Source organism: Gammaproteobacteria bacterium (genome assembly GCA_011682695.1).
Taxonomy (GTDB): Bacteria; Actinomycetota; Acidimicrobiia; order Spongiisociales; family UBA4744; genus BMS3Bbin01.
The window spans coordinates 1-18,327 of sequence record JAACED010000045.1 but is presented as its reverse complement, the minus strand read 5'-3'; the positions used below and the strand labels follow the sequence as shown (position 1 = coordinate 18,327).

The following is an 18,327-nucleotide window of genomic DNA, read 5'->3' as shown; positions in this document are numbered from 1 at the left end:
CGGTCCAACTGCGAGCGCGGCTCGCCCTCGGGTGACGGGTTGTGGATCGAGGACTCGCCCACCGGCGACGACCTGCCTCCGCCCGACCTCTCGGATGATGAATCGGTCACCCATCTTGACGGTGAGAGGTTCATCGATCGACAGGAGCGCATACGACGAGCCCAGGACGCCGGTGGCATCGAGGGGTTGGAGACGAACGGGCCTCGTTCCGCTGCCGAGATGCAGATGGAAGGCTCCTTTGGCCGTGAGGGGTTCTTGGATATAACGAGCCGTGCGGATCAAGGCGAGAAAATGCCTCGTCGTCGACCATGCGTCGGGGGTGCCGAGCATGGCGCCGCGTGAAACGTCGTGATGATCGATGCCGACGAGGTTGGCTGCGGCCCTGGTGTGAGGTTGGAGGGTGGTGTGGGTACGTTCGTGGCTCTGCAGTGAGCGAATGCGAGTACTGATTCGGCCTGGCCAGAGCATGACTTTGTCATCGACGGAGAGGGGGCCGTCGAGCAGGGTACCGGTGACCACGGTGCCGGACCCGGCGATGGTGAATGCACGATCGATCCACATGCGCGCCCGCCCTCCATCATGAAACGTTTCCGTCGCCGCCACGATCACGTCGACCAGGGCGGTTCTGAGTGCGTCAATGCCAAGTCCGGTGGGCGGCGCAACGGGAACGATGGTCGATCCCTCGAGCGTCGTCCCTTCGAGGCGATCCTCGACCTCCAGGCCGGCGAGTGTCACGAGGTCCGGGTCGACGCGGTCGGTCTTGGTGATGGCGACGACGCCGTGGCTGATGTCGAGGAGGTCCAGGACTGCCAAGTGTTCCTCGGACTGTGGCATCCAGCCTTCATCCGCGGCAACGACGAAAAGAGCGACGTCGATGGCCTCGATCCCCGAGAGCATGTTCTTGATGAAACGCTGGTGGCCGGGAACATCGACGAAGGAGACTTCTGTTCCGTCAGGGAGTGTGGTCCAGGCAAAGCCAAGATCGATCGTGAGGCCCCGTTGCTTCTCTTCTCTCCAGCGGTCCGGGTCCCGGCCCGTGAGCGTCTGGATGAGGGTGGACTTGCCGTGATCGACGTGTCCGGCGGTTCCTATGACCGGCATGCGGATTCCAGAGCCGCGGCGAGTCGTTCGTCGTCTTCGGAGGAGACTGCTCGGAGGTCGAGAACGACTCGGCCTGCGTCTCGCCGGGTGATGATCGGTGGAGTGGCTCGAAGGAGCCTTGGCCAGAGGACGGCTGCTCCTGGCTCACTGATTCTGATGAGCGGAGAGGGAACTTCCGCGCCGGGAACGGAGCCGGCACCCGGCACGGATACTCCGGGAACGAGTGTTGCCTCGACGCCCGATGCGTCGAGCACGGCTTCGCTTCGACGTTCCAGAGTGTCGTAGGAGGCTGATGCCATTGCCCAGAATGGAATCTCTGACCCTTTCCCATCGGCATACATCTCGAGTGTGACCGTCAGTGCAGCGATCGTTGGACCGGGGATCCGCAGAGCGCGCGCCATAGGGTTGCCTGCCAGTTCGGAGACCAGGTGCGCCGTCCCGCTGATGATGCCGGCCTGCGGACCTCCGAGCAGCTTGTCACCGGAGAACGTCACCAGGTCCGCTCCGGCGTCGAGGATCTGGCGGATGCCCGGTTCGCCATGGAGCCAGCGAGGCGGCGGACCATCGAGCCACGGGGCACTCTCGTCCAGCAGGCCACTGCCGACGTCGTAGACCAGAGGAACATCTCTCCGGCGTGCCAAGGCGACGAGTTCGTCCAGTGGCGCCGAGTCGGTGCGACCCGGTAGTTGGAAGGATGCACCTTCAGGATCATCCCGGCACCGTCATCGAGCGCCTGCTCGTAGTCTGCAAGACGAGTTCGATTCGTCGTGCCTATCTCGAGCATACGGGCTCCGGAAGCGGCCATGAGTTCGGGGAGTCGATATGACCCGCCGATCTCGATCAGCTCACCCCTCGAGACGGCTACCGGGTGGCGACGGCCCAGGGCAGCGAGAGCCAGGAGCAGCGCGCCGGCGTTGTTGTTGACGATGAGTGCGGCTTCTGCTCCGGTGAGTGCGCAAACGAGGCGGTGTGCATATCCGGCCCTGCCTCCCCTGCGCGCCTTTTCGAGGTCGAACTCGAGGTTCCCGTAGGAGGTTGCCATCGCACGGGCAGCCTCGGCGGCCGCGGGAGCGAGCGGTGCCCTTCCGAGGTTCGTGTGCAAGAGAACTCCCGTTGCGTTCAGCACAGGGCGATGACGAAGCGATTGCAGGGCCTGGAGTGCGGCGTCTGCCGTCCGGTGAGGATCGGCGGTCCCGCCTGCCGCCGTGATTGTCCTGGCTTCGTCGATGGCGGCGCGGGCGACGTCCACGACGAGAAGCCGGGGGAGTCCCTTGCCCTCGAGGGATCGAACGAGTGTGTCGACGGAGGGCAGATCGCGCAGCGCCATGGGGAAAGGGTACTCACGTTCTCGTGACGTTTGACGGGGTCGATTTCTGCGAGACGTCACGAGAATGGGTGCCTAATCTCCTTCTATGGACCTTCCTCATGCCGATCAGCCGATTCGGGAAGCGTCGACAGTCTGCGTGCTTCGTCCGGGGGATCGCGGCCTGGAAGTTCTGATGGTGCGGAGGGCCACGTCCTCCGCGTTCGTCGGTGGTGCCCATGTGTTTCCGGGAGGTGCCGTCGATGCGGCGGACCGCAGCGACGTGGCACGCCGGATCTTTGGAGATGATGAGACCTCGCCGTGGCTGTCGGCTGCCGTGAGGGAGACTGCCGAGGAGGCCGGTGTGATCATCCCTGCCGGTCCCGGGCAGCCCGCCGTCCCAAAGGGTGTCAAAGGATCGCGACTTCTTGGGATCCTCGACGATGACGGGTATGTGTTCGACGCCAAGCGGTTCGCCTATCTGTCGAACTGGCTGACGCCGAAGGGGCAACCTCGCCGGTTCAATACCCGGTTCTTCGTGACCGACGCGCCTGCCGGCCTCGAGGCTGCGCCGGACGCGGCGGAAGTGACGGAGGCGATCTGGGTGACTCCCCATGATGCCCTTGCATACCGCAGGGAACGCAAGTGGACACTGGTTCCGCCGACGGTGGCAACTCTGAAGTTGCTTGGCGCCTACGAGGATCCCCGGGAGGTGCTGGCCTTTGCCGAAGGGCAGGCCTTCGTACCGCGGATCGAACCTCGTATCGTGATACACGAAGGATCTCTTCGGATTCTCATGCCGGGCGACTCCGGGTACGAGGAGGCAGGCGAGTGAAAGTCCAGCGCATCCTCGCTCCGAATCCCGGCCCCTATACGGGTGAAGGCACCAACACCTATGTGGTTGCCTCCGGTGGCGAGGTGCTTGTGATCGACCCTGGTCCCGTCGACGAGCAGCATCGCGCGGCGATCCTCGAGACGCTCGGGGATCGCACGCCGGTCGTGGTGCTGGTTACTCACACGCACTCCGATCACGCGCCGCTCGCCAACTCGCTTGCGAGACACTTGGGTGTCGCGACTGCAGGCTTCGGACCGGGCCCCCGATTCAAGCCGGACCGGACGCTGTCCGATAACGACGTTGTTCCATTCGGGAGCGCCGAGGTTCGTGTCGTGGCAACACCGGGACATAGCCCAGATCATCTCTGTTACTTGGCTGGTGACGCCCTCTTTACCGGGGATCACATCATGGGTGGCTCTTCGGTATTCGTCGAGGACATGAGCGCCTATCTGGCATCATTGCGTAGGTTGCAGGAACTGTCGCTGCGTACGTTGTATCCGGGGCATGGAGCGGCAATGCACGATCCTCAGGTGGTCATCGCAGACTATCTGTCCCATCGCTTGGAGCGAGAGGGACAGATTCTTGCTGCGGTGCAATCGGGAGCGACATCTGTCGCGACCATCGTGGAAGACATCTACGCGCAAGTCGATCCGGAGCTACGTCCTCTCGCCGGGGTCGCGGTGCGGGCCCATCTCACCAAACTCGACGATGACCGAAGCGTGCGATTCGATGTCGCAACAGACTCGGTGAGACCGCGATGAGGCGCTGGATCCGGGTCGCAGCGAGTGTGGGGCTTGTCATAGCGCTCGCGGCACCGGCGTTTGCGGATGTCGATCAGGAAGATCTCGATAGCGCCGCCCGTCAACTCGAGCAGTTGAGGCGAGAGGTCGAAGTGCTCGCCGTCCAGTACGGGGAAGCATGGGCGAGGTCCGCGGAGTTGGAGGATCAGGTGGCGTCCCTGGAGCACATGGTGGCGAGCTCGCGAGTCGAAGTGAACCTCGCGACGCGCAAGGTCCAGGAGCGAGCAGTGGAGATGTACATGAATGCACGCGGATCGGAGATGTTCGCGCTGATGGTGCTGGACGGCGGCGTGAGCCCGGGGTATGGGTACCTCGAGGAGGCAGCATCGGCAGATCAGCGCCTCGTCAACGATCTGGACATCCTCAAGGGCGTATACGAGCGCCAGCTCTCCGATCTCGAGATCGCTCGTCTAGACCAGGACGCGGTCACCCAGAACATGCAGGCGCTTGCCGCCGACCTCTCCGAGAAGATCGCCAGTGCCCAGATCACATACGAGGCGCTGAAGGCCCGGCGCGCCGAAGAGGAAGCTCGGCGGGCGGCCGAGGAAGCTGCGCGGCGAGCTGAAGCGGCGAGGAAGGCGGCCGAGGAAGCCGCCCGCAGAGCAACGACGACGACGACATCCGCTACTACCACGACATCTGCCACTACCACGACCACGCCTGTCACTACTACCACCACTACTACGACCCCGACCACCGTCCCGCCGTCCGGTGCCACGCAAGCGTGTCCGATCGATGGGTTCACCACGTTCAGCGATACGTGGGGTGCTGCCCGCTCGGGAGGTCGGACCCATGAGGGAGTGGACATGATGGCCGAACGAGGGACACCCATCGTGGCAATCGAGTCCGGTTCGATCTATCAGCTCAAGGAGGGGGGTCTCGGGGGGATCACCATCTGGCTGCACTCGGACTCGGGTGACTCCTACTACTACGCCCACCTCGAGGCCTGGGCGGATGGACTCCATGTCGGGCAGGTCGTCGCGACGGGCGAACTCATTGGCTATGTCGGTTCATCCGGAAACGCTCCCGACTGGTTACCGCACCTCCACTTCGAGTTCCATCCCGACCACGGCGCCGCGGTCAACCCGTACCCGTTGGTGAAGGGACTCTGCGGATAGGAAGGAGCGGGCAAGAAAAAGAGGGCCGGCAATGCCGGCCCTCGTGCTCCCAGCGCTCGTGCGGTGCGCCTCCCAGCGGTCAGGCACGTTCTGTGTGAAGTATCGACCATCGACCCTCGCGACCTGGGGTCTGTTGTGACTTCCCTCGTAGTGACTAGTCCCTGGATCCCGGCAGCAGGCGTCAGCGCGGGGGGTCTTCGAGATCCTCGAGGATGCGGGCGATCCGGCCAGTGCAGGTTTCGTCCCCGGCCGGTGGCAAGGCTTCGGTGAGTCGCGTGGCGGCGCCTCGAAATGCCGCCGCGGTCGGCGACTCGGGGTGAGCATGGACGATCGGGAAGCCGGCATCGCCGTCGGCAACGACCAGTGGATCGAGGGGGATCTGTCCGATCAACGGCACGCCGAGATCATCCGCCAGGCTCTGGCCGCCACCTTTGCCGAACAGCTCGTAGGTCGTTCCGTGTTCGCAGGTGAAACCGGCCATGTTCTCGATCACACCGAGTACCGGGAGAAACGATCGCCGGGCCATATCGGCTGCGCGCGCTGCGACCCTCTGGGCGGCGATCTGCGGGGTTGTGACGACGACGAGTTCCGCCTGGGGGACCATGCGTGAGAGCGCCATCTGCACATCCCCGGTGCCCGGGGGCAGGTCGATGATGAGGTAGCCGAGGTCATCTGCCCAGGCGACCTGGTTGAGGAACTGCTCGAGCGCCTTCGAGAGCATGAGTCCCCTCCACATGAGGGCCGTCTCTTCGGACTCGACGATGAGTCCGGTGGAGACCACTTGGATATCCGAGACGTTCACCGGAACGATGAGGCGATCCTCTCCGGCCGAAAGCCGTGCTTGGGTGCCGACGAGTCTTGGAATCGAGAACCCCCAGATGTCGGCATCGAGCAGGCCGACGCGGTGGCCGAGGTCGGCAAGAGCGAAGCTCAGGTTGACGCTGACCGAGGACTTCCCGACGCCTCCTTTGCCACTGCCGATCGCCACGACTCTGGTCAGCGGGCTCACGCTGGTCGGCTCGGCGTTGTCGCGGGCCCGTCGGCGGGCAACGGCCATGAGCTGGGCGCGCTGCTCGGCGTCCATCGTGCGGGTCTCCACGTTGACGTCCGTCACCCCTTCGAGTGCGGAGACCTTCCTGATCACATCCTGCTCGATGCGATCACGCATCGGGCATGCGGCGATGGTCAGTGCGACGCCGACGGTGACCGATCCGTCGGGATGGGCGTCGACGGACTGCACCATCCCCAGCTCGACGATGTCGCCGCCGAGCTCTGGGTCGAGCACGCCGCGCAGCGCCGTCAGAATCCGGTCCTCGGTCACGAGGACATCGTAGATACGGAATGCGGAATACGAACTCCACCTCTGACGGATGTCATCTGAACCATGCCTACCATCATCCTGATGAAACGAAAGCTTCTCGTGCCTGCATTGGCCGCCATCGGCATGGTGTACGCGTTCCCTGCCGCCTTGAAATTCGCGTTTCGACCGCCGCAGCGTCCAATTCCCCGGACTCCGAAGGATCTCGACCTGCCCGAAGAAGAGGTGTGGCTCGACGGTCCCGGAGGTAAGCGGTTGCACGCATGGTTCATCCCGACACAGGGCACCGCTCCGGCCGTGGTCGTCCTTCACGGATGGGGAGGCAACGCGGGATTGATGCTTCCATTCGCCCCACCGCTGCACCGGGCGGGCTTCCACACGTTGTTTGTGGATGCACGTAATCACGGTCTGAGCGATCACGACGATCACTCATCGATGCCGCGGTTCGCCGAGGATCTCGACGTCGCCGTCGACTGGCTCCTTGCCCGTGACGACGTCACCTCGGTGGGCATCGTCGGCCACTCGGTGGGCGCAGGCGCTTCGATCCTGGCTGCTTCCCGGAGGGACGATCTCGGTGCAGTGGTCTCGCTCTCCGCGTTCGCACACCCCGGGGAACTCATGGGAGCGTCGAAGCCGTTCGATGTGCTTCCCCGGCCCCTGGCCAACCTCGCCCTGCACACCACTGAGCGCATCATCGGCTACGACTTCGATGAGATCGCCCCCCGCAACCGGATCAGCCACGTACAGGCCCCGCTGCTCCTCGTGCACGGTGATGCCGACCAGATCGTCCCGGTTTCCAACGTGTATGAACTCGCCGAGCGTATGCCGACACGACGTGTGTTGATCATCCCGGGGGCAGGCCACAGTGATCTCGGGTCGTTCGAGTCTCAGATCGGCGAGGTCATCGGGTTCCTTTCGGAGCACCTTCACTGAGTCTCGTCAATGCCGGCCGTACGTGGTCCTGCCGGCAGAGACGAGAATCAGGGCAGGTAGCCTTGATTCCACACGCGACGAGGAGCAGTCATGGCGAAGCGAGTACTCGAAACACCCAGCGCACCAGGAGCACTGGGACCATATTCGGTGGCCGTGGAGGCAGGCGGCCTGGTGTTCATCTCCGGACAGGTTGCGATCGATCCGGCGACCGGAGAACGGGCGCCCGACGATGTGGCCGCCCAGACCGGGCAGATCATGGCCAATATCGGTGCGATTCTCGGCGACATCGACCTCGAGTTCTCCGACGTGGTGAAGACGACGATCTTCCTGGCCGACATGGCCGACTTTCCGATCGTCAACGATGTCTATGGCAAGCGGTTCGAGGGTGACCCGCCGGCCAGAGCGACCGTAGAGGTTGCCGCGCTACCCGGTGGTTTCCTGGTCGAGATCGAAGTTGTGGCGAGCCGGTGAGGGAGGCGGACATGAACGAGATTCTCAAAACGCTCGGGCTATCCGAGGTCAACTCGGGTGTCTACGCAAGCGGCTGGAGGCAGGCCCACGGCAAGACCCTGGAGTCGGTCAACCCGGCGACCGGTGAGGTGATCGCGAAGGTGGTCCGTGCGTCGGCTGAAGATTATGAGACTGTCATCCAGGATTCCGTCGAGACGTTCAAGCGCTGGCGGATGCTCCCGGCGCCGGAGCGGGGAAAGTACGTGCGCAGAATCGGCGACGCGCTGCGAGAGAAGAAGAGTGCTCTGGGTGCGCTGGTCACCATGGAAATGGGCAAGATCCTTGCCGAAGGTGAGGGAGAAGTTCAGGAGATGGTCGACATTGCCGACTTCGCAGTCGGCCTTTCCCGCCAGCTGTACGGCGTCACCATGGTGTCGGAGCGGCCGAGACACCGCATGTACGAACAGTGGCATCCACTGGGACCGATCGGCATCATCTCTTCATTCAACTTCCCGACCGCCGTGTGGTCGTGGAACGCGCTGATCGCCGCCGTCTGTGGTGACACGAACGTGTGGAAACCTTCCAGTTCGACGCCACTCACCGCGATCGCCGTGACGAACATCGCACATTCGGTGATGGAGGGAAGCGGATTCGAAGGGGTCTTCAACCTGGCGTTCGGCAGTGGAGCCGACGTCGGTGACCTCATGGTCAAGGACACCCGTGTTCCGCTCGTGTCGGCGACCGGCTCGTGCGACATGGGGTACAAGGTGGCAGTAGGTGTCGCTCAGCGTCTGGGGAGGTCGCTGCTCGAGCTTGGCGGCAACAACGCCATGATCGTGATGGACGATGCGGATCTGGACCTCGTGACACGTGCCGCCCTGTTCGCGGCGGTCGGCACTGCCGGTCAGCGATGCACTTCGCTTCGCCGGCTCATCGTGCACGAAGCAGTGGTCGACGAAGTCGCCAGACGTTTGGTCGACGCGTACCGCCAGGTTCGGATTGGCGACCCGCTCGAACCGGGGATCTTGATGGGCCCGCTGGTCGACGAGACAGCGGTGTTCAATATGCTTACGGCGATCGATCTCGCCAAGCAGCAGGGTGGGGAGCTGCTCTACGGCGGCAATCGCCTGGAAGATCTCGGCGCGAACTTCGTCGAGCCGACGATCATGAAAATGCCCAAAGATGCTCCGATCCTTCAAGAGGAGACGTTCGCTCCGTTGCTCTATGTCGTCGCGGTGTCCTCTGTCGAGGAAGCGATCGAGATTCAGAATGGTGTTCGTCAGGGGCTGTCATCGGCGATCTTCACGGACTCGGTGATGAATTCGGAGAAGTTCCTTTCTCACGAGGGCTCCGACTGCGGCATCGCCAACGTGAACATCGGTACGTCGGGTGCCGAGATCGGCGGGGCGTTCGGTGGCGAGAAGGAGACCGGCGGAGGCAGAGAGGCCGGATCGGATGCGTGGAAGGTCTACATGCGCCGCCAGACCACCACAATCAACTGGAGCGGCGAGATGCCGTTGGCCCAGGGCATCGAGTTCGGATAGTCCTCCCGTTCTCGTGACGCTTGACTGGGATTATTCCCCTGAAACGTCACGAGAACGAAGACGCTCATATGACTTTCTCGATCGTTGCTCATGACCCCAGGGCCCAGGAGTGGGGCGTGGCCGTCGCGTCGAAGTTCCTGGCCGTCGGATCGGTCGTTCCGTGGGCTCGCGCAGGAGCCGGCGCCGTCGCAACCCAGTCGTACGCGAACGTGACGTACGGGCCGGACGGACTGCGGGCGATGGAGTCCGGCGAGTCGGCAGAAGCGACGATTCAGAGGTTGACGAGTGCCGATGACAGGCGTGAGCTTCGCCAGGTCGGCATGATCGACGCCTCCGGGCAGCCGGCCTCGTTCACGGGTGCAGACTGCTTCGACTGGGCGGGAGGCCGCACGGGTGACGGGTACGCCTGCCAGGGCAACATCCTCACGGGGCCCCACGTCGTCGATCAGATGGCGGAGACGTTCGAGGAGGAGTCCGGCGACCTCGCGTCACGCCTGCTCGCTGCTCTGGCCGCCGGCGATGCCGCAGGGGGGGATCGCCGAGGTCGCCAGTCGGCGGCACTGCTCGTCGTGCGTCAAGGTGGCGGGTACTTGTCCGGCAGCGATGTGGCCGTCGATCTGCGGGTGGATGACCACCGTGATCCCGTGACGGAGATGCACCGGCTGATGGAAATCCATCGATTACTTCAGCCGAGGCCCGAGGATCTCGAGTTTGTCCCGATCCAAGCCGGGTTGGCGCGGGTGCTGCGGGATGCACTATCGGAACGCGGGTACGACTGCGGGAGCGGTTCCGGCTACGACATGGGTCTGCGCCAGGCTCTGTTCGCGTGGGTCGGAGCCGAGAACCTCGAGGCCCGATGGTCTGACGGGCCGGAGATCGAGCAGAAGGTGCTGGAGATGCTCTCGAGCCGCTGAGGGCTCTTCCTCCCATTCTCGTGACGGCCAGCCCGGACCATCCGGGTGAAACGTCATGAGAACGGTCAGCCGAACCGGTAGCCGACCGAACGTACCGTGGAGATCCAACGGGCGCGCTCTTCACCCAATTTCGCCCGGAGCCGTCGTACATGAACGTCGACGGTGCGCGCCCCACCGAAGTAGTCATACCCCCACACGCGAGAGAGAAGCTGCTCGCGACTCCACACCCTCCCCGGATGCTGGACGAAGAAGCGGAGCAGCTCGTACTCCATGTAGGCCATGTCGAGGGGGACTCCATCGAGGCGAGCCTGATACGTGGCTGTGTTCATCTCGAGATCCTTGAAACGCAGCACCTCGGCTTCGTCCGCGCCGTCGGCCAGTCTGCGGAGTCGGAGCCGCAACTCCACAGGATCCGGTGGGTCGAAGATGAAGTCCATGAGGAACCCTGCGGACTCCAACGTCGCGGCGGCGGAGCGGTCGGCCACGGCGATCGTCGGCAGCCCCGATCGCTCGTAGATTCGTCGCGCCGTCGTGAGGAGGCCCTCCGGGTCATCGCCCAATTCGACGAGGAGCACGCCGGCTTCGTCCCAGTCGTCGCTCGGGTCGCGCGCCGGTTGCCATGTGACGCCCGCGACGAGGAGAGCCTCGGTGAGGCCTTTGGACGGTTCGGCGGGAATGACGGCGATCAGCATCAGAGAATCGGGAGGTACTCCTCGAGTTCGAACTGTGAGACATGGCGCTGATAGCGGTCCCACTCTTTGCGCTTGTTCTTGAGGAACCAACCGAACATGTGCTCACCGAGCGCCTCCGCCACCAGTTCGGAGTCCTCCATCAGGTCCAGGGCTTCCGACAGGTTCGAGGGCAGTTTCCCGATGTCCGCGGCCGCACGCTCGGCCTTCGTCAGGTCGTACACGTTACGGGGCATCTCAGGGGGGAGTTCGTACGCGTTCTCGATTCCTGTCAGACCCGCTGCCAGCAACACCGAGAAGGCCATGTACGGGTTGCATGCGGCATCCGGCGCCCGGTACTCGACACGGGTCGAAGCCTGTTTGCCCGCTTTGACCGACGGCACCCTCACCAGCGCGGACTGGTTGTTGCGGGCCCACGTCAGGTAGAGGGGGGCGTCGAATCCGGATACGAGGCGCTTGTACGAGTTGATCCACTGGTTGGTGATCCCGGTGATCTCCGGGCCATGCTTGATGAGTCCGGCGATGAAGCTCTGGGCAACCTTCGAAAGGCCCAGATCGGAGCCGGCTTCGTAGAACGCGTTGCGATCGCCCTCGAACAGCGACAGGTGCACGTGCATTCCGTTGCCGTCGTAGTCGGCCAGTGGCTTGGGCATGAAGGTCGCGTAGATGCCGTGCTCGATGGCGACCTCCTTGACGGCGAGCCGATACGTCATGACGTTGTCCGCCATCGTGAGCGCGTCGGTATAGCGCAGGTCGATCTCATGCTGACTGGGAGCGACCTCGTGGTGCGACGATTCGACGGGGATGCCGAGCTGCTCGAGCACGTTGATCGTCGTGCGCCGGTACTCCTGGGCGACGTCGAGCGGTGTCAGGTCGAAATAGCCGCCCCGGTCGAGGACTTGCGGGTCCGGGCCCGAGTCTTTGAAGTAGAACCACTCCAATTCGGGTCCGACGTAGAACGTGAAGCCGAGGTCGGCCGCCCGGCGAAGGTTACGTTTCAGGACCCAGCGTGGATCACCCTCGAAGGGTTCACCGTCCGGAGTCAAGATGTCGCAGAACATCCGTGCGACCTGCTGCTCGGGTCGCCACGGGATGATCTGAAACGTGGATGGATCGGGCTTGGCGATCATGTCCGCTTCTTGGATGCGAGCGTATCCGTCGATGGACGACCCATCGAAGGTCATCCCCTCGGAGAATGCGACCTCCAGTTCGGCGGGATTGATCGCGACCGACTTCAGGAATCCCTGTACGTCGGTGAACCACAGGCGGATGAAACGGACCCCTCGTTCTTCGACGGTCCGGAGCACATATTCGGCTTGTCTGTCCATTGCGGCTCCTTTCTCCACAGAAGGTAGCGGAGCCGGGGCCTGGCATCGACTCGAATCACCGGACGAAACACGGCGTTCACATTTCAGCAACTGGCGCGAAACGCACCTCAGGTATAAACGGCATGACTTTCAGGAGGAGCCTTTTTGTCTTACACGCCTGCCGAACTGATCCGATACATCGAAGAAGAAGGCTTCGAGTTCATCGACCTTCGTTTCTGTGACCTGCCAGGCCAGGTACAGCACTTCACGATTCCGGCCGCGACGTTGACCGAGGCCGGCTTCGAAGAGGGATTCGGGTTCGACGGGTCGTCGATCCGCGGTTTCCGGGAGATCCAGGAATCGGACATGCTGCTGCTTCCCGACGCTTCGACGGCCACGGCCGATCCGTTCATGGAACGCAAGACGCTGCTGATCTACTGCTTTGTGCATGATCCGACCACCGGTGAGCCCTACGACCGCGACCCTCGCTACATCGCAAAGAAGGCCGAGGCGTACTTGCTCGGAACGGGCATTGCCGAGACGTCCTACTGGGGCCCGGAGGCCGAGTTCTACATCTTCGACTCTGTCCGGTTCGATCAGACCCAGCACTCCGCGTTCTATGAGGTCGACTCGGTCGAGGGGGCCTGGAACAGCGGGGCGGACGAAGCAGGCGGCAACCTCGGCTACAAGCCCGGATACAAGGAGGGCTACTTCCCGGTCCCGCCGACCGATCATTTCCAGGACCTCCGTTCGGAGATGACCGCCTTGCTCGAAGCCGCCGGCATCGAGGTCGAGGTTCATCACCACGAGGTCGGCACTGCCGGTCAGGCCGAGATCGACATCCGTTATGAGACTCTTCTGAAGCAGGCGGACCACGTCACGCTCTTCAAGTACCTCGTCAAGAACACTGCATGGCGAGCCGGCAAGACGGTCACGTTCATGCCGAAGCCGATCTTCGAGGACAACGGGTCCGGGATGCACACCCACCAGTCGCTGTGGACCGACGGCAAGCCGCTGTTCTACGACGAAAGCGGCTACGCAGGCCTGTCCGATATGGCTCGCTGGTACATCGGGGGTCTCTTGAAGCATGCCGAGGCCGTGCTCGCATTCGCTGCGCCGACAACGAACTCCTACCGGCGACTGGTGCCCGGTTTCGAGGCTCCGGTGAACCTGGTGTACAGCCAGAGGAACCGGTCGGCTGCCGTGCGCATCCCGCTGTATTCACAGAAGCCGGCCGCGAAACGCCTCGAGTTCCGCTGCCCCGACCCTTCGGCGAACCCGTACCTGGCGTTCTCGGCGATGCTGATGGCCGGTCTCGACGGGATTCAGAATCGGATCGAACCGCCACCGCCGGTCGACAAGGACATCTACGACCTGCCGCCGGAAGAGCTGTCGAACCTGCCGTCGGTGCCGGGAAGCCTCGAGGAGGCGCTCGCCGCGCTGGAAGCCGACCACGACTTCCTGCTGAAAGGCGACGTGTTCACCCAGGATCTCATCGATACGTGGATCGACTACAAGCGCTCCAGCGAGGTCGATGCGATACGTTTGCGGCCGCACCCGTACGAGTTCCACCTGTACTACGACATCTGAGAGTTCCGGAGCGTTGGTTCCTCAGAGAACACAACGACCGTTTCTTCCCTGAGGGAGCGCAGCGACCACTTTCTCCCCCCAATGGTCGCTCCGCTTCCCGGGGGAGTGTGGCGAAGTCCGGAGCGGGAGGAGGCTTGCCCAACGCTTCGCCGGGGGAGGGAGCGTTCCCTCTTCGTCGTTGGCTACCTCGGCGTTTCCATCGTCGTGACACGGAGCCGTGCCAGGACCGGGACGGCTATCCCGCTGGGGTCGCCGCTGCAGCGAGGCCGTCGTAGACGGCGTTGAACTCGGCAACCGCCGTGGTGAACTCCTCGATTGCAGCTGCGCGCGCTTGACCCGTGTCCGAGGACTGGAGGCCGTCGAGGGCAGCAATCGTTGCCTGCAGGATCTTGGCGGCAGCGGTCGAGAGGTCGGCGTGCAAGCTCGCGAGATCCGGATAGCCGGCGGGTAGGGTCGTCGCCGCGATGCTGTCCGAGAAGACGGTGGCGTCGTCGATCGCCTTCTGGAAGGCGGTCTTTGTCTCGCTGTAGGTGGCTCCGGTCTCGGCCTTGTTGTTCCATCGGTCGTTGGCTGCCAGGAGGGCACTCGAGAACGCATCCAGATCGGCCTTCTTCTGTGCCATCTTGTCGAAGTACGCCTGCACGTCGTCTGGGATCGTCGTGGTCGTGGTGGAGCCGCTGGTCCCCGTTTCGGTTGTCGATGTCGTCGTCCGCGCGGAGGTAGTCGTCGTCGTGCCTTCCGGCTGGGGTGCGGGGAGGCTGCTGACGAAGAAGTAGGTGAAACCGACCATCCCGATGATGATCAGAGGAAGAATCCAGCGTCCAGGCTTCGGGTCGGGGTTGCTCATAGCGATCCAACGTTAGCGGACCGGAAGCAGGTTCTGGAAGCAAACCCCTTGTTTGGACCTCCACGGCAGCGTACGTTCGCCTTGCCCCCGGAAGAAGGAGACGCTGTGGATCTGCACATCGACGAGCACGACGCACTCGACGAGCAACTCGAGAGCATCCCGTGGTCCGAACTCGTGGCTCAACAGCGTCCGTTCCCGCGATGGGTTGCCTACGTGGCTTCCGGTGTGCTCGCCTTTGCTGCGCTCGGCGTTGTCGTGGCACGTGCACTTCCCAGTGGCGCGCAGGCGACTACCGAGGTTGTACCGAGCGTGACGTCGACGGCATCACCTGTCGCGTCGACGGTCGTCCCGACAGTCGTGTCGACGCCGGTGCCGCTGTACTCGGAGGCCGACCTGATGGCGTTGGTGCCCGGCTCTCAGGAGCAGCTCGCCGCAGTTCGGGCAGAGTGGTTCGTGCGGGACTACTTCGGGAGCGGTGGCCGTCCGGACGAGGTACTCGGCGTTGTGGCGGCGCTTCCCGACGGAGCCGAGATACCCACGGGCGGGGGAACGGGAGTGTCGTATGTCGAGTGGGCGCGTAGTGCCGAGATCAGAACCGTTGGTCCGGATCTCTTCAGGGCGACGGTCGTGTTCGGAATGCTCGCCGGGCCTGACGCGCAGTCGTTGACCAGACTGCCGGTGCGTGCGGTGCACGTGGTCATCGATGTGAGAGATGGGAAGGCTTCGGTGGTCGACCTTCCCTCGCCGGCTCCGATTCCCGCCGATGCCGAGGTTGCCCTGTGGCCCGAAGAAGAGGAAGAGCTCCCGAGGTCCGTGCTGACAGTGGTCGAAGAGGAGGCAGGCGGCTGGGGGAGCGATCCGAAGGTGATCTCCGCGGTTCGAGCAGCGGGTGGCTGGCGCGTCGTCGTGACCGTTGCCGACACGGCGGGGAACCGCTGGCCGCTCTCGCTGTGGATGGACGGCTCGACCGTGCTCGATGCTCCGCCGTGGGATATCGACCGGTGACGCATCAGATGATCTGGCTCCTACGATGTAGATGTGAGTCTTCCCACTGCGTCGCTGCGTCTCATTCGCTGGGCTGCCGGTGAGAGGCTCGACCTCGCTGTTCGTGAGTTTCCCAAAGGCACCAAGACAGCCGCCGACGCTGCGAACGCGGTCGGCTGCGACGTCGCCGCCATCGTGAAGTCACTCGTTTTCGTGGTCGATAATGAGCCCGTGGTGGCGCTGGTCCCCGGCGACCGGCGGCTCGACCCCGAGAAGTTGGCAGAAGCGGCCGGCGGGAGCGGAAGCCGCCGGGCATCGCTCGACGAGGTCCGGGCTGCCACCGGCTACGCGGCCGGCGGGACCCCGCCATTCGGCCACGGTTGCAGGGTCTTTGCCGACCCGGAACTGACCCGGCATGACCCCGTGTGGGCGGCTGCAGGGACGCCGACCACGGTGTTTGCGATCTCGATCGCCGAGTTGATCAGGGCGGCGGATGCCACCTGGGCTCCCATCAGCCGCTGATGGGTTGCGCCGTGGCAACGATACCGATCGGAGCCATCCTGCACGCCTGGGCTACGCGCCGAAATACCTCTCTAGGATCTGCTGTGCCTGCTCGGCGAGCGAGGCCCAGTCCGCATCAGGAGCCTTGGTCAGTGTCACGAAATCGGCGGTCATGAACACACTCGTCACGCCTGGGAGCGAGAGAAGGCTCTCTGCCATGGGGTCATCGGCTGTGTGCCCGGCAACAAACGTCTTCGGTCCTCCGACATCGCGTCCGACGCTGAACTTGAGAGCGTTGGGATTCGGGGTTCCTTCGATAGTGATAGCCATGTACCGATGGTAGCCAACGCGCTGGGGGTCGATGTCGGGGGCACGTTCACCGACTTCGCCGCATGGGACGGGACCCGTCTGATGGCCGGCAAGACTTCCACGACCGCCGATCAGAGCGACGGGGTCATCGACGGTTCCCGTCGAATCCTGTACGACCCTGCCGACATCCTGCTCCATGGAACCACGATCGCCACGAACGCTCTCCTGGAACGCAAGGGAGCCAGGACGGCGCTCGTCACGTCTGCCGGGTTCACCGATGTGATCGAGATCGGGCGGCAGGATCGTCCCTCGCTGTACGACGCATTCAAGGACCGGCCGGAGCCGCTCGTACCCCGGTCGTTGCGTCTGGCGGACGGCGGCGACCTGGTTGTGCTCGCCGATGTCGAGGCGATTGCCGTGGCACTGCTGTGGTCGTTTCAGCATCCCGGAGAGGAAGAGAAGATCCTCGAGAAGATACGGTCGATCGCTCCAGACGTCCCTGTATCCCTGTCGAGCAGAGTCGCTCCCGAGTTTCGAGAATTCGAGCGAACCTCGACGACCGTTCTGAACGCGTACCTCTCGCCGGTCGTCGGACGCTACCTGCAGCACCTGGAAACCAAGGCACGTCAGGCGGGGCTCCCCGACGACATCCTCGTCATGCGCTCCTCCGGCGGTCTGATGGACCTCGCCGCTGCCATCGAGCTTCCCGCCGCCGTACTCCTGTCCGGTCCCGCAGGCGGCGTGGTCGCGTCGGCGGAACTCGGCAAGGCGCTCGGCCACGACACGTTGATCTCATTTGACATGGGTGGCACCTCCACCGACGTCTGCCGTGTCGAGCACGGACGTCCGGAATCCGCGTATCGGCGCAGCATCGAGGGGTATCCGTGCCTGCTGCCGTCCGTTGCCGTTCACACGGTCGGGGCGGGCGGCGGATCGGTTGCCTGGGTCGACTCCGGTGATGCGCTACGGGTCGGACCTCGTTCGGCCGGCGCTGCTCCCGGTCCCGCCTCGTACGGTCGTGGTGGCACCGAGGCGACCGTCAGCGACGCGGACCTGATGATCGGACGCCTCGCGAAGCACCTGGCCGGCGGCATGGTCCTTCGGCCCGACCTCGCACAGAGCGCCGTACAGCGGCTGGCAACGGCCCTGGATCTGAGCAGTGAGGCGACGGCGCTCGGGATCGTCGAAGTCGTCGAGGCGCGCATGGAGCGCGCAGTGCGCGCCGTCAGCGTCGAAGAAGGGGCTGATCCGAGAAGCTCGGTGCTCATCGCTTTCGGTGGCGCCGGTGGCATGCATGCCACCGCGTTGGCCCGGCGTCTCGACATGGCGGGAGTCGTCGTGCCCCCTCATGCAGGAGTGTTCAGCGCGCTCGGCCTGCTGCTCAGCCCTCCACGGGTCGATCTTTCACTGAGCCTCGGGTCCGACGCGGTGGTCGACGAGGCTGTCGGGCGTCTTCGTGAAGACGCGGCAGATCATCTTGTCTCCGAGACGGGCGCTTTCCCGGTGGAGGTCCGTACCTCTGTCGACGTTCGCTATCGGGGCCAATCGCACGAGACGACGGTCCCGTACCAGCCGGGCGAGGGGGCGGCGGTACTAGAGGCCCGCTTCCACGACGCCCACCGGGCCCGGAACGGATTCGCCAGGATCGGGGACGCCGTCGAGGTGGTCACCGTCCGGGCCGCCGCGCTGGGGACACCGGCCCTGCGATGGAGCGATCTCGACGATGCTGTTCCCGAAGGCGAGGCGGCGCGAGGGACACGCGAGGTGCTCACCTCGAGCGGTGC

At 64.2% G+C, this 18,327-nt stretch carries 19 protein-coding genes; 11 read left to right on the top strand and 8 right to left on the bottom strand.

What is annotated here, in order from left to right:
* The 3 genes from selB to GWP04_09290 form a co-directional block, all read right to left on the bottom strand.
* Nucleotides 1–1,101: selenocysteine-specific translation elongation factor (selB, locus tag GWP04_09300; protein NIA25748.1), on the bottom strand; the 1,101-nt coding region annotated here is incomplete at its 3' end.
* Nucleotides 1,089–1,595 (bottom strand): hypothetical protein, encoded by a 507-nt coding sequence (locus tag GWP04_09295; protein NIA25747.1) that lies wholly within the window; start codon nt 1,593–1,595, stop codon nt 1,089–1,091. The genes GWP04_09295 and selB, both read right to left, overlap by 13 nt.
* Nucleotides 1,592–2,428 carry a hypothetical protein gene (locus tag GWP04_09290; protein NIA25746.1) on the bottom strand — a complete coding sequence of 279 codons (837 nt, stop codon included), beginning with the start codon at nt 2,426–2,428 and terminating at the stop codon, nt 1,592–1,594. Before GWP04_09290 ends, GWP04_09295 begins: the two co-directional genes overlap by 4 nt.
* Nucleotides 2,429–2,513: 85 nt before the next feature.
* On the opposite strand from GWP04_09290, the gene GWP04_09285 reads away from it, so the two are divergent.
* From GWP04_09285 to GWP04_09275, 3 genes are read left to right on the top strand one after another with little or no spacing between them, the layout of a single operon-like run.
* Nucleotides 2,514–3,239, top strand: coding sequence for an NUDIX domain-containing protein (locus tag GWP04_09285; GenBank protein NIA25745.1), 726 nt, complete (start codon nt 2,514–2,516; stop codon nt 3,237–3,239).
* Complete coding sequence (locus GWP04_09280; GenBank protein NIA25744.1) at nt 3,236–4,000, top strand: MBL fold metallo-hydrolase; 765 nt, start codon at nt 3,236–3,238, stop codon at nt 3,998–4,000. Before GWP04_09285 ends, GWP04_09280 begins: the two co-directional genes overlap by 4 nt.
* Nucleotides 3,997–5,157, top strand: coding sequence for a peptidoglycan DD-metalloendopeptidase family protein (locus GWP04_09275; GenBank protein ID NIA25743.1), 1,161 nt, complete (start codon nt 3,997–3,999; stop codon nt 5,155–5,157). Before GWP04_09280 ends, GWP04_09275 begins: the two co-directional genes overlap by 4 nt.
* Nucleotides 5,158–5,338: 181 nt before the next feature.
* Here the strand turns inward: GWP04_09275 and GWP04_09270 are convergent, their stop codons facing one another.
* Nucleotides 5,339–6,478 (bottom strand): P-loop NTPase, encoded by a 1,140-nt coding sequence (locus GWP04_09270; GenBank protein NIA25742.1) that lies wholly within the window; start codon nt 6,476–6,478, stop codon nt 5,339–5,341.
* Nucleotides 6,479–6,559: 81 nt separating this feature from the next.
* Between GWP04_09270 and GWP04_09265 the strand changes: the two genes are divergently transcribed.
* The 4 genes from GWP04_09265 (at nt 6,560) to GWP04_09250 (ending at nt 10,316) form a co-directional block, all read left to right on the top strand.
* A complete protein-coding gene (locus tag GWP04_09265) occupies nt 6,560–7,408 on the top strand; it encodes an alpha/beta fold hydrolase (protein ID NIA25741.1) in 849 nt (282 codons plus the stop codon).
* A gap of 90 nt (nt 7,409–7,498) precedes the next feature.
* Nucleotides 7,499–7,879, top strand: coding sequence for a reactive intermediate/imine deaminase (locus GWP04_09260; GenBank protein NIA25740.1), 381 nt, complete (start codon nt 7,499–7,501; stop codon nt 7,877–7,879).
* Between the two features lie 11 nt (nt 7,880–7,890).
* The gene (locus GWP04_09255) at nt 7,891–9,402 is read left to right on the top strand and encodes an aldehyde dehydrogenase family protein (GenBank protein ID NIA25739.1); all 1,512 of its coding nucleotides are present in this window, start codon (nt 7,891–7,893) and stop codon (nt 9,400–9,402) included.
* A 68-nt stretch (nt 9,403–9,470) separates the two neighbouring features.
* Entirely contained in the window at nt 9,471–10,316 is an 846-nt protein-coding gene (locus GWP04_09250) for a DUF1028 domain-containing protein (protein ID NIA25738.1), read from the top strand.
* 65 nt (nt 10,317–10,381) lie between these two features.
* Here the strand turns inward: GWP04_09250 and GWP04_09245 are convergent, their stop codons facing one another.
* On the bottom strand, nt 10,382–11,008 hold the full coding sequence (locus tag GWP04_09245) for a DNA-binding response regulator (GenBank protein ID NIA25737.1): 627 nt from the start codon (nt 11,006–11,008) through the stop codon (nt 10,382–10,384).
* Nucleotides 11,008–12,333 (bottom strand): glutamine synthetase, encoded by a 1,326-nt coding sequence (locus GWP04_09240; protein ID NIA25736.1) that lies wholly within the window; start codon nt 12,331–12,333, stop codon nt 11,008–11,010. The genes GWP04_09245 and GWP04_09240 overlap by 1 nt, the downstream gene beginning before the upstream one ends.
* 144 nt (nt 12,334–12,477) lie before the next feature.
* On the opposite strand from GWP04_09240, the gene glnA reads away from it, so the two are divergent.
* A complete protein-coding gene (gene glnA, locus GWP04_09235; GenBank protein ID NIA25735.1) occupies nt 12,478–13,902 on the top strand; it encodes a type I glutamate--ammonia ligase in 1,425 nt (474 codons plus the stop codon).
* Between the two features lie 235 nt (nt 13,903–14,137).
* Here glnA and GWP04_09230 read toward each other — a convergent pair whose 3' ends face one another.
* Entirely contained in the window at nt 14,138–14,749 is a 612-nt protein-coding gene (locus GWP04_09230; protein ID NIA25734.1) for a hypothetical protein, read from the bottom strand.
* 105 nt (nt 14,750–14,854) lie between these two features.
* Here GWP04_09230 and GWP04_09225 point away from each other — a divergent pair, with 105 nt between their 5' ends.
* The gene (locus GWP04_09225; protein ID NIA25733.1) at nt 14,855–15,754 is read left to right on the top strand and encodes a hypothetical protein; all 900 of its coding nucleotides are present in this window, start codon (nt 14,855–14,857) and stop codon (nt 15,752–15,754) included.
* A gap of 33 nt (nt 15,755–15,787) precedes the next feature.
* Nucleotides 15,788–16,255, top strand: a complete 468-nt coding sequence (locus GWP04_09220; protein NIA25732.1) for a YbaK/EbsC family protein — start codon at nt 15,788–15,790, stop codon at nt 16,253–16,255.
* Between the two features lie 51 nt (nt 16,256–16,306).
* On the opposite strand, the gene GWP04_09215 is transcribed toward GWP04_09220, so the two are convergent.
* Nucleotides 16,307–16,564 (bottom strand): scaffolding protein, encoded by a 258-nt coding sequence (locus GWP04_09215; GenBank protein ID NIA25731.1) that lies wholly within the window; start codon nt 16,562–16,564, stop codon nt 16,307–16,309.
* A gap of 6 nt (nt 16,565–16,570) precedes the next feature.
* Between GWP04_09215 and GWP04_09210 the strand changes: the two genes are divergently transcribed.
* Nucleotides 16,571–18,327, top strand: a 1,757-nt coding sequence (locus GWP04_09210; GenBank protein NIA25730.1) for a hydantoinase/oxoprolinase family protein, incomplete at its 3' end; no start/stop codon positions are given.

Coding starts and splice junctions, on each gene's coding strand:
- GWP04_09290 (NIA25746.1), bottom strand. CDS start 2,428: ATGGCGCTGCGCGATCTGCCCTCCGTCGACACACTCGTTCGATCCCTC.
- GWP04_09285 (NIA25745.1), top strand. CDS start 2,514: ATGGACCTTCCTCATGCCGATCAGCCGATTCGGGAAGCGTCGACAGTC.
- GWP04_09275 (NIA25743.1), top strand. CDS start 3,997: ATGAGGCGCTGGATCCGGGTCGCAGCGAGTGTGGGGCTTGTCATAGCG.
- GWP04_09265 (NIA25741.1), top strand. CDS start 6,560: ATGAAACGAAAGCTTCTCGTGCCTGCATTGGCCGCCATCGGCATGGTG.
- GWP04_09260 (NIA25740.1), top strand. CDS start 7,499: ATGGCGAAGCGAGTACTCGAAACACCCAGCGCACCAGGAGCACTGGGA.
- GWP04_09255 (NIA25739.1), top strand. CDS start 7,891: ATGAACGAGATTCTCAAAACGCTCGGGCTATCCGAGGTCAACTCGGGT.
- GWP04_09250 (NIA25738.1), top strand. CDS start 9,471: ATGACTTTCTCGATCGTTGCTCATGACCCCAGGGCCCAGGAGTGGGGC.
- GWP04_09245 (NIA25737.1), bottom strand. CDS start 11,008: ATGCTGATCGCCGTCATTCCCGCCGAACCGTCCAAAGGCCTCACCGAG.
- GWP04_09240 (NIA25736.1), bottom strand. CDS start 12,333: ATGGACAGACAAGCCGAATATGTGCTCCGGACCGTCGAAGAACGAGGG.
- GWP04_09230 (NIA25734.1), bottom strand. CDS start 14,749: ATGAGCAACCCCGACCCGAAGCCTGGACGCTGGATTCTTCCTCTGATC.
- GWP04_09215 (NIA25731.1), bottom strand. CDS start 16,564: ATGGCTATCACTATCGAAGGAACCCCGAATCCCAACGCTCTCAAGTTC.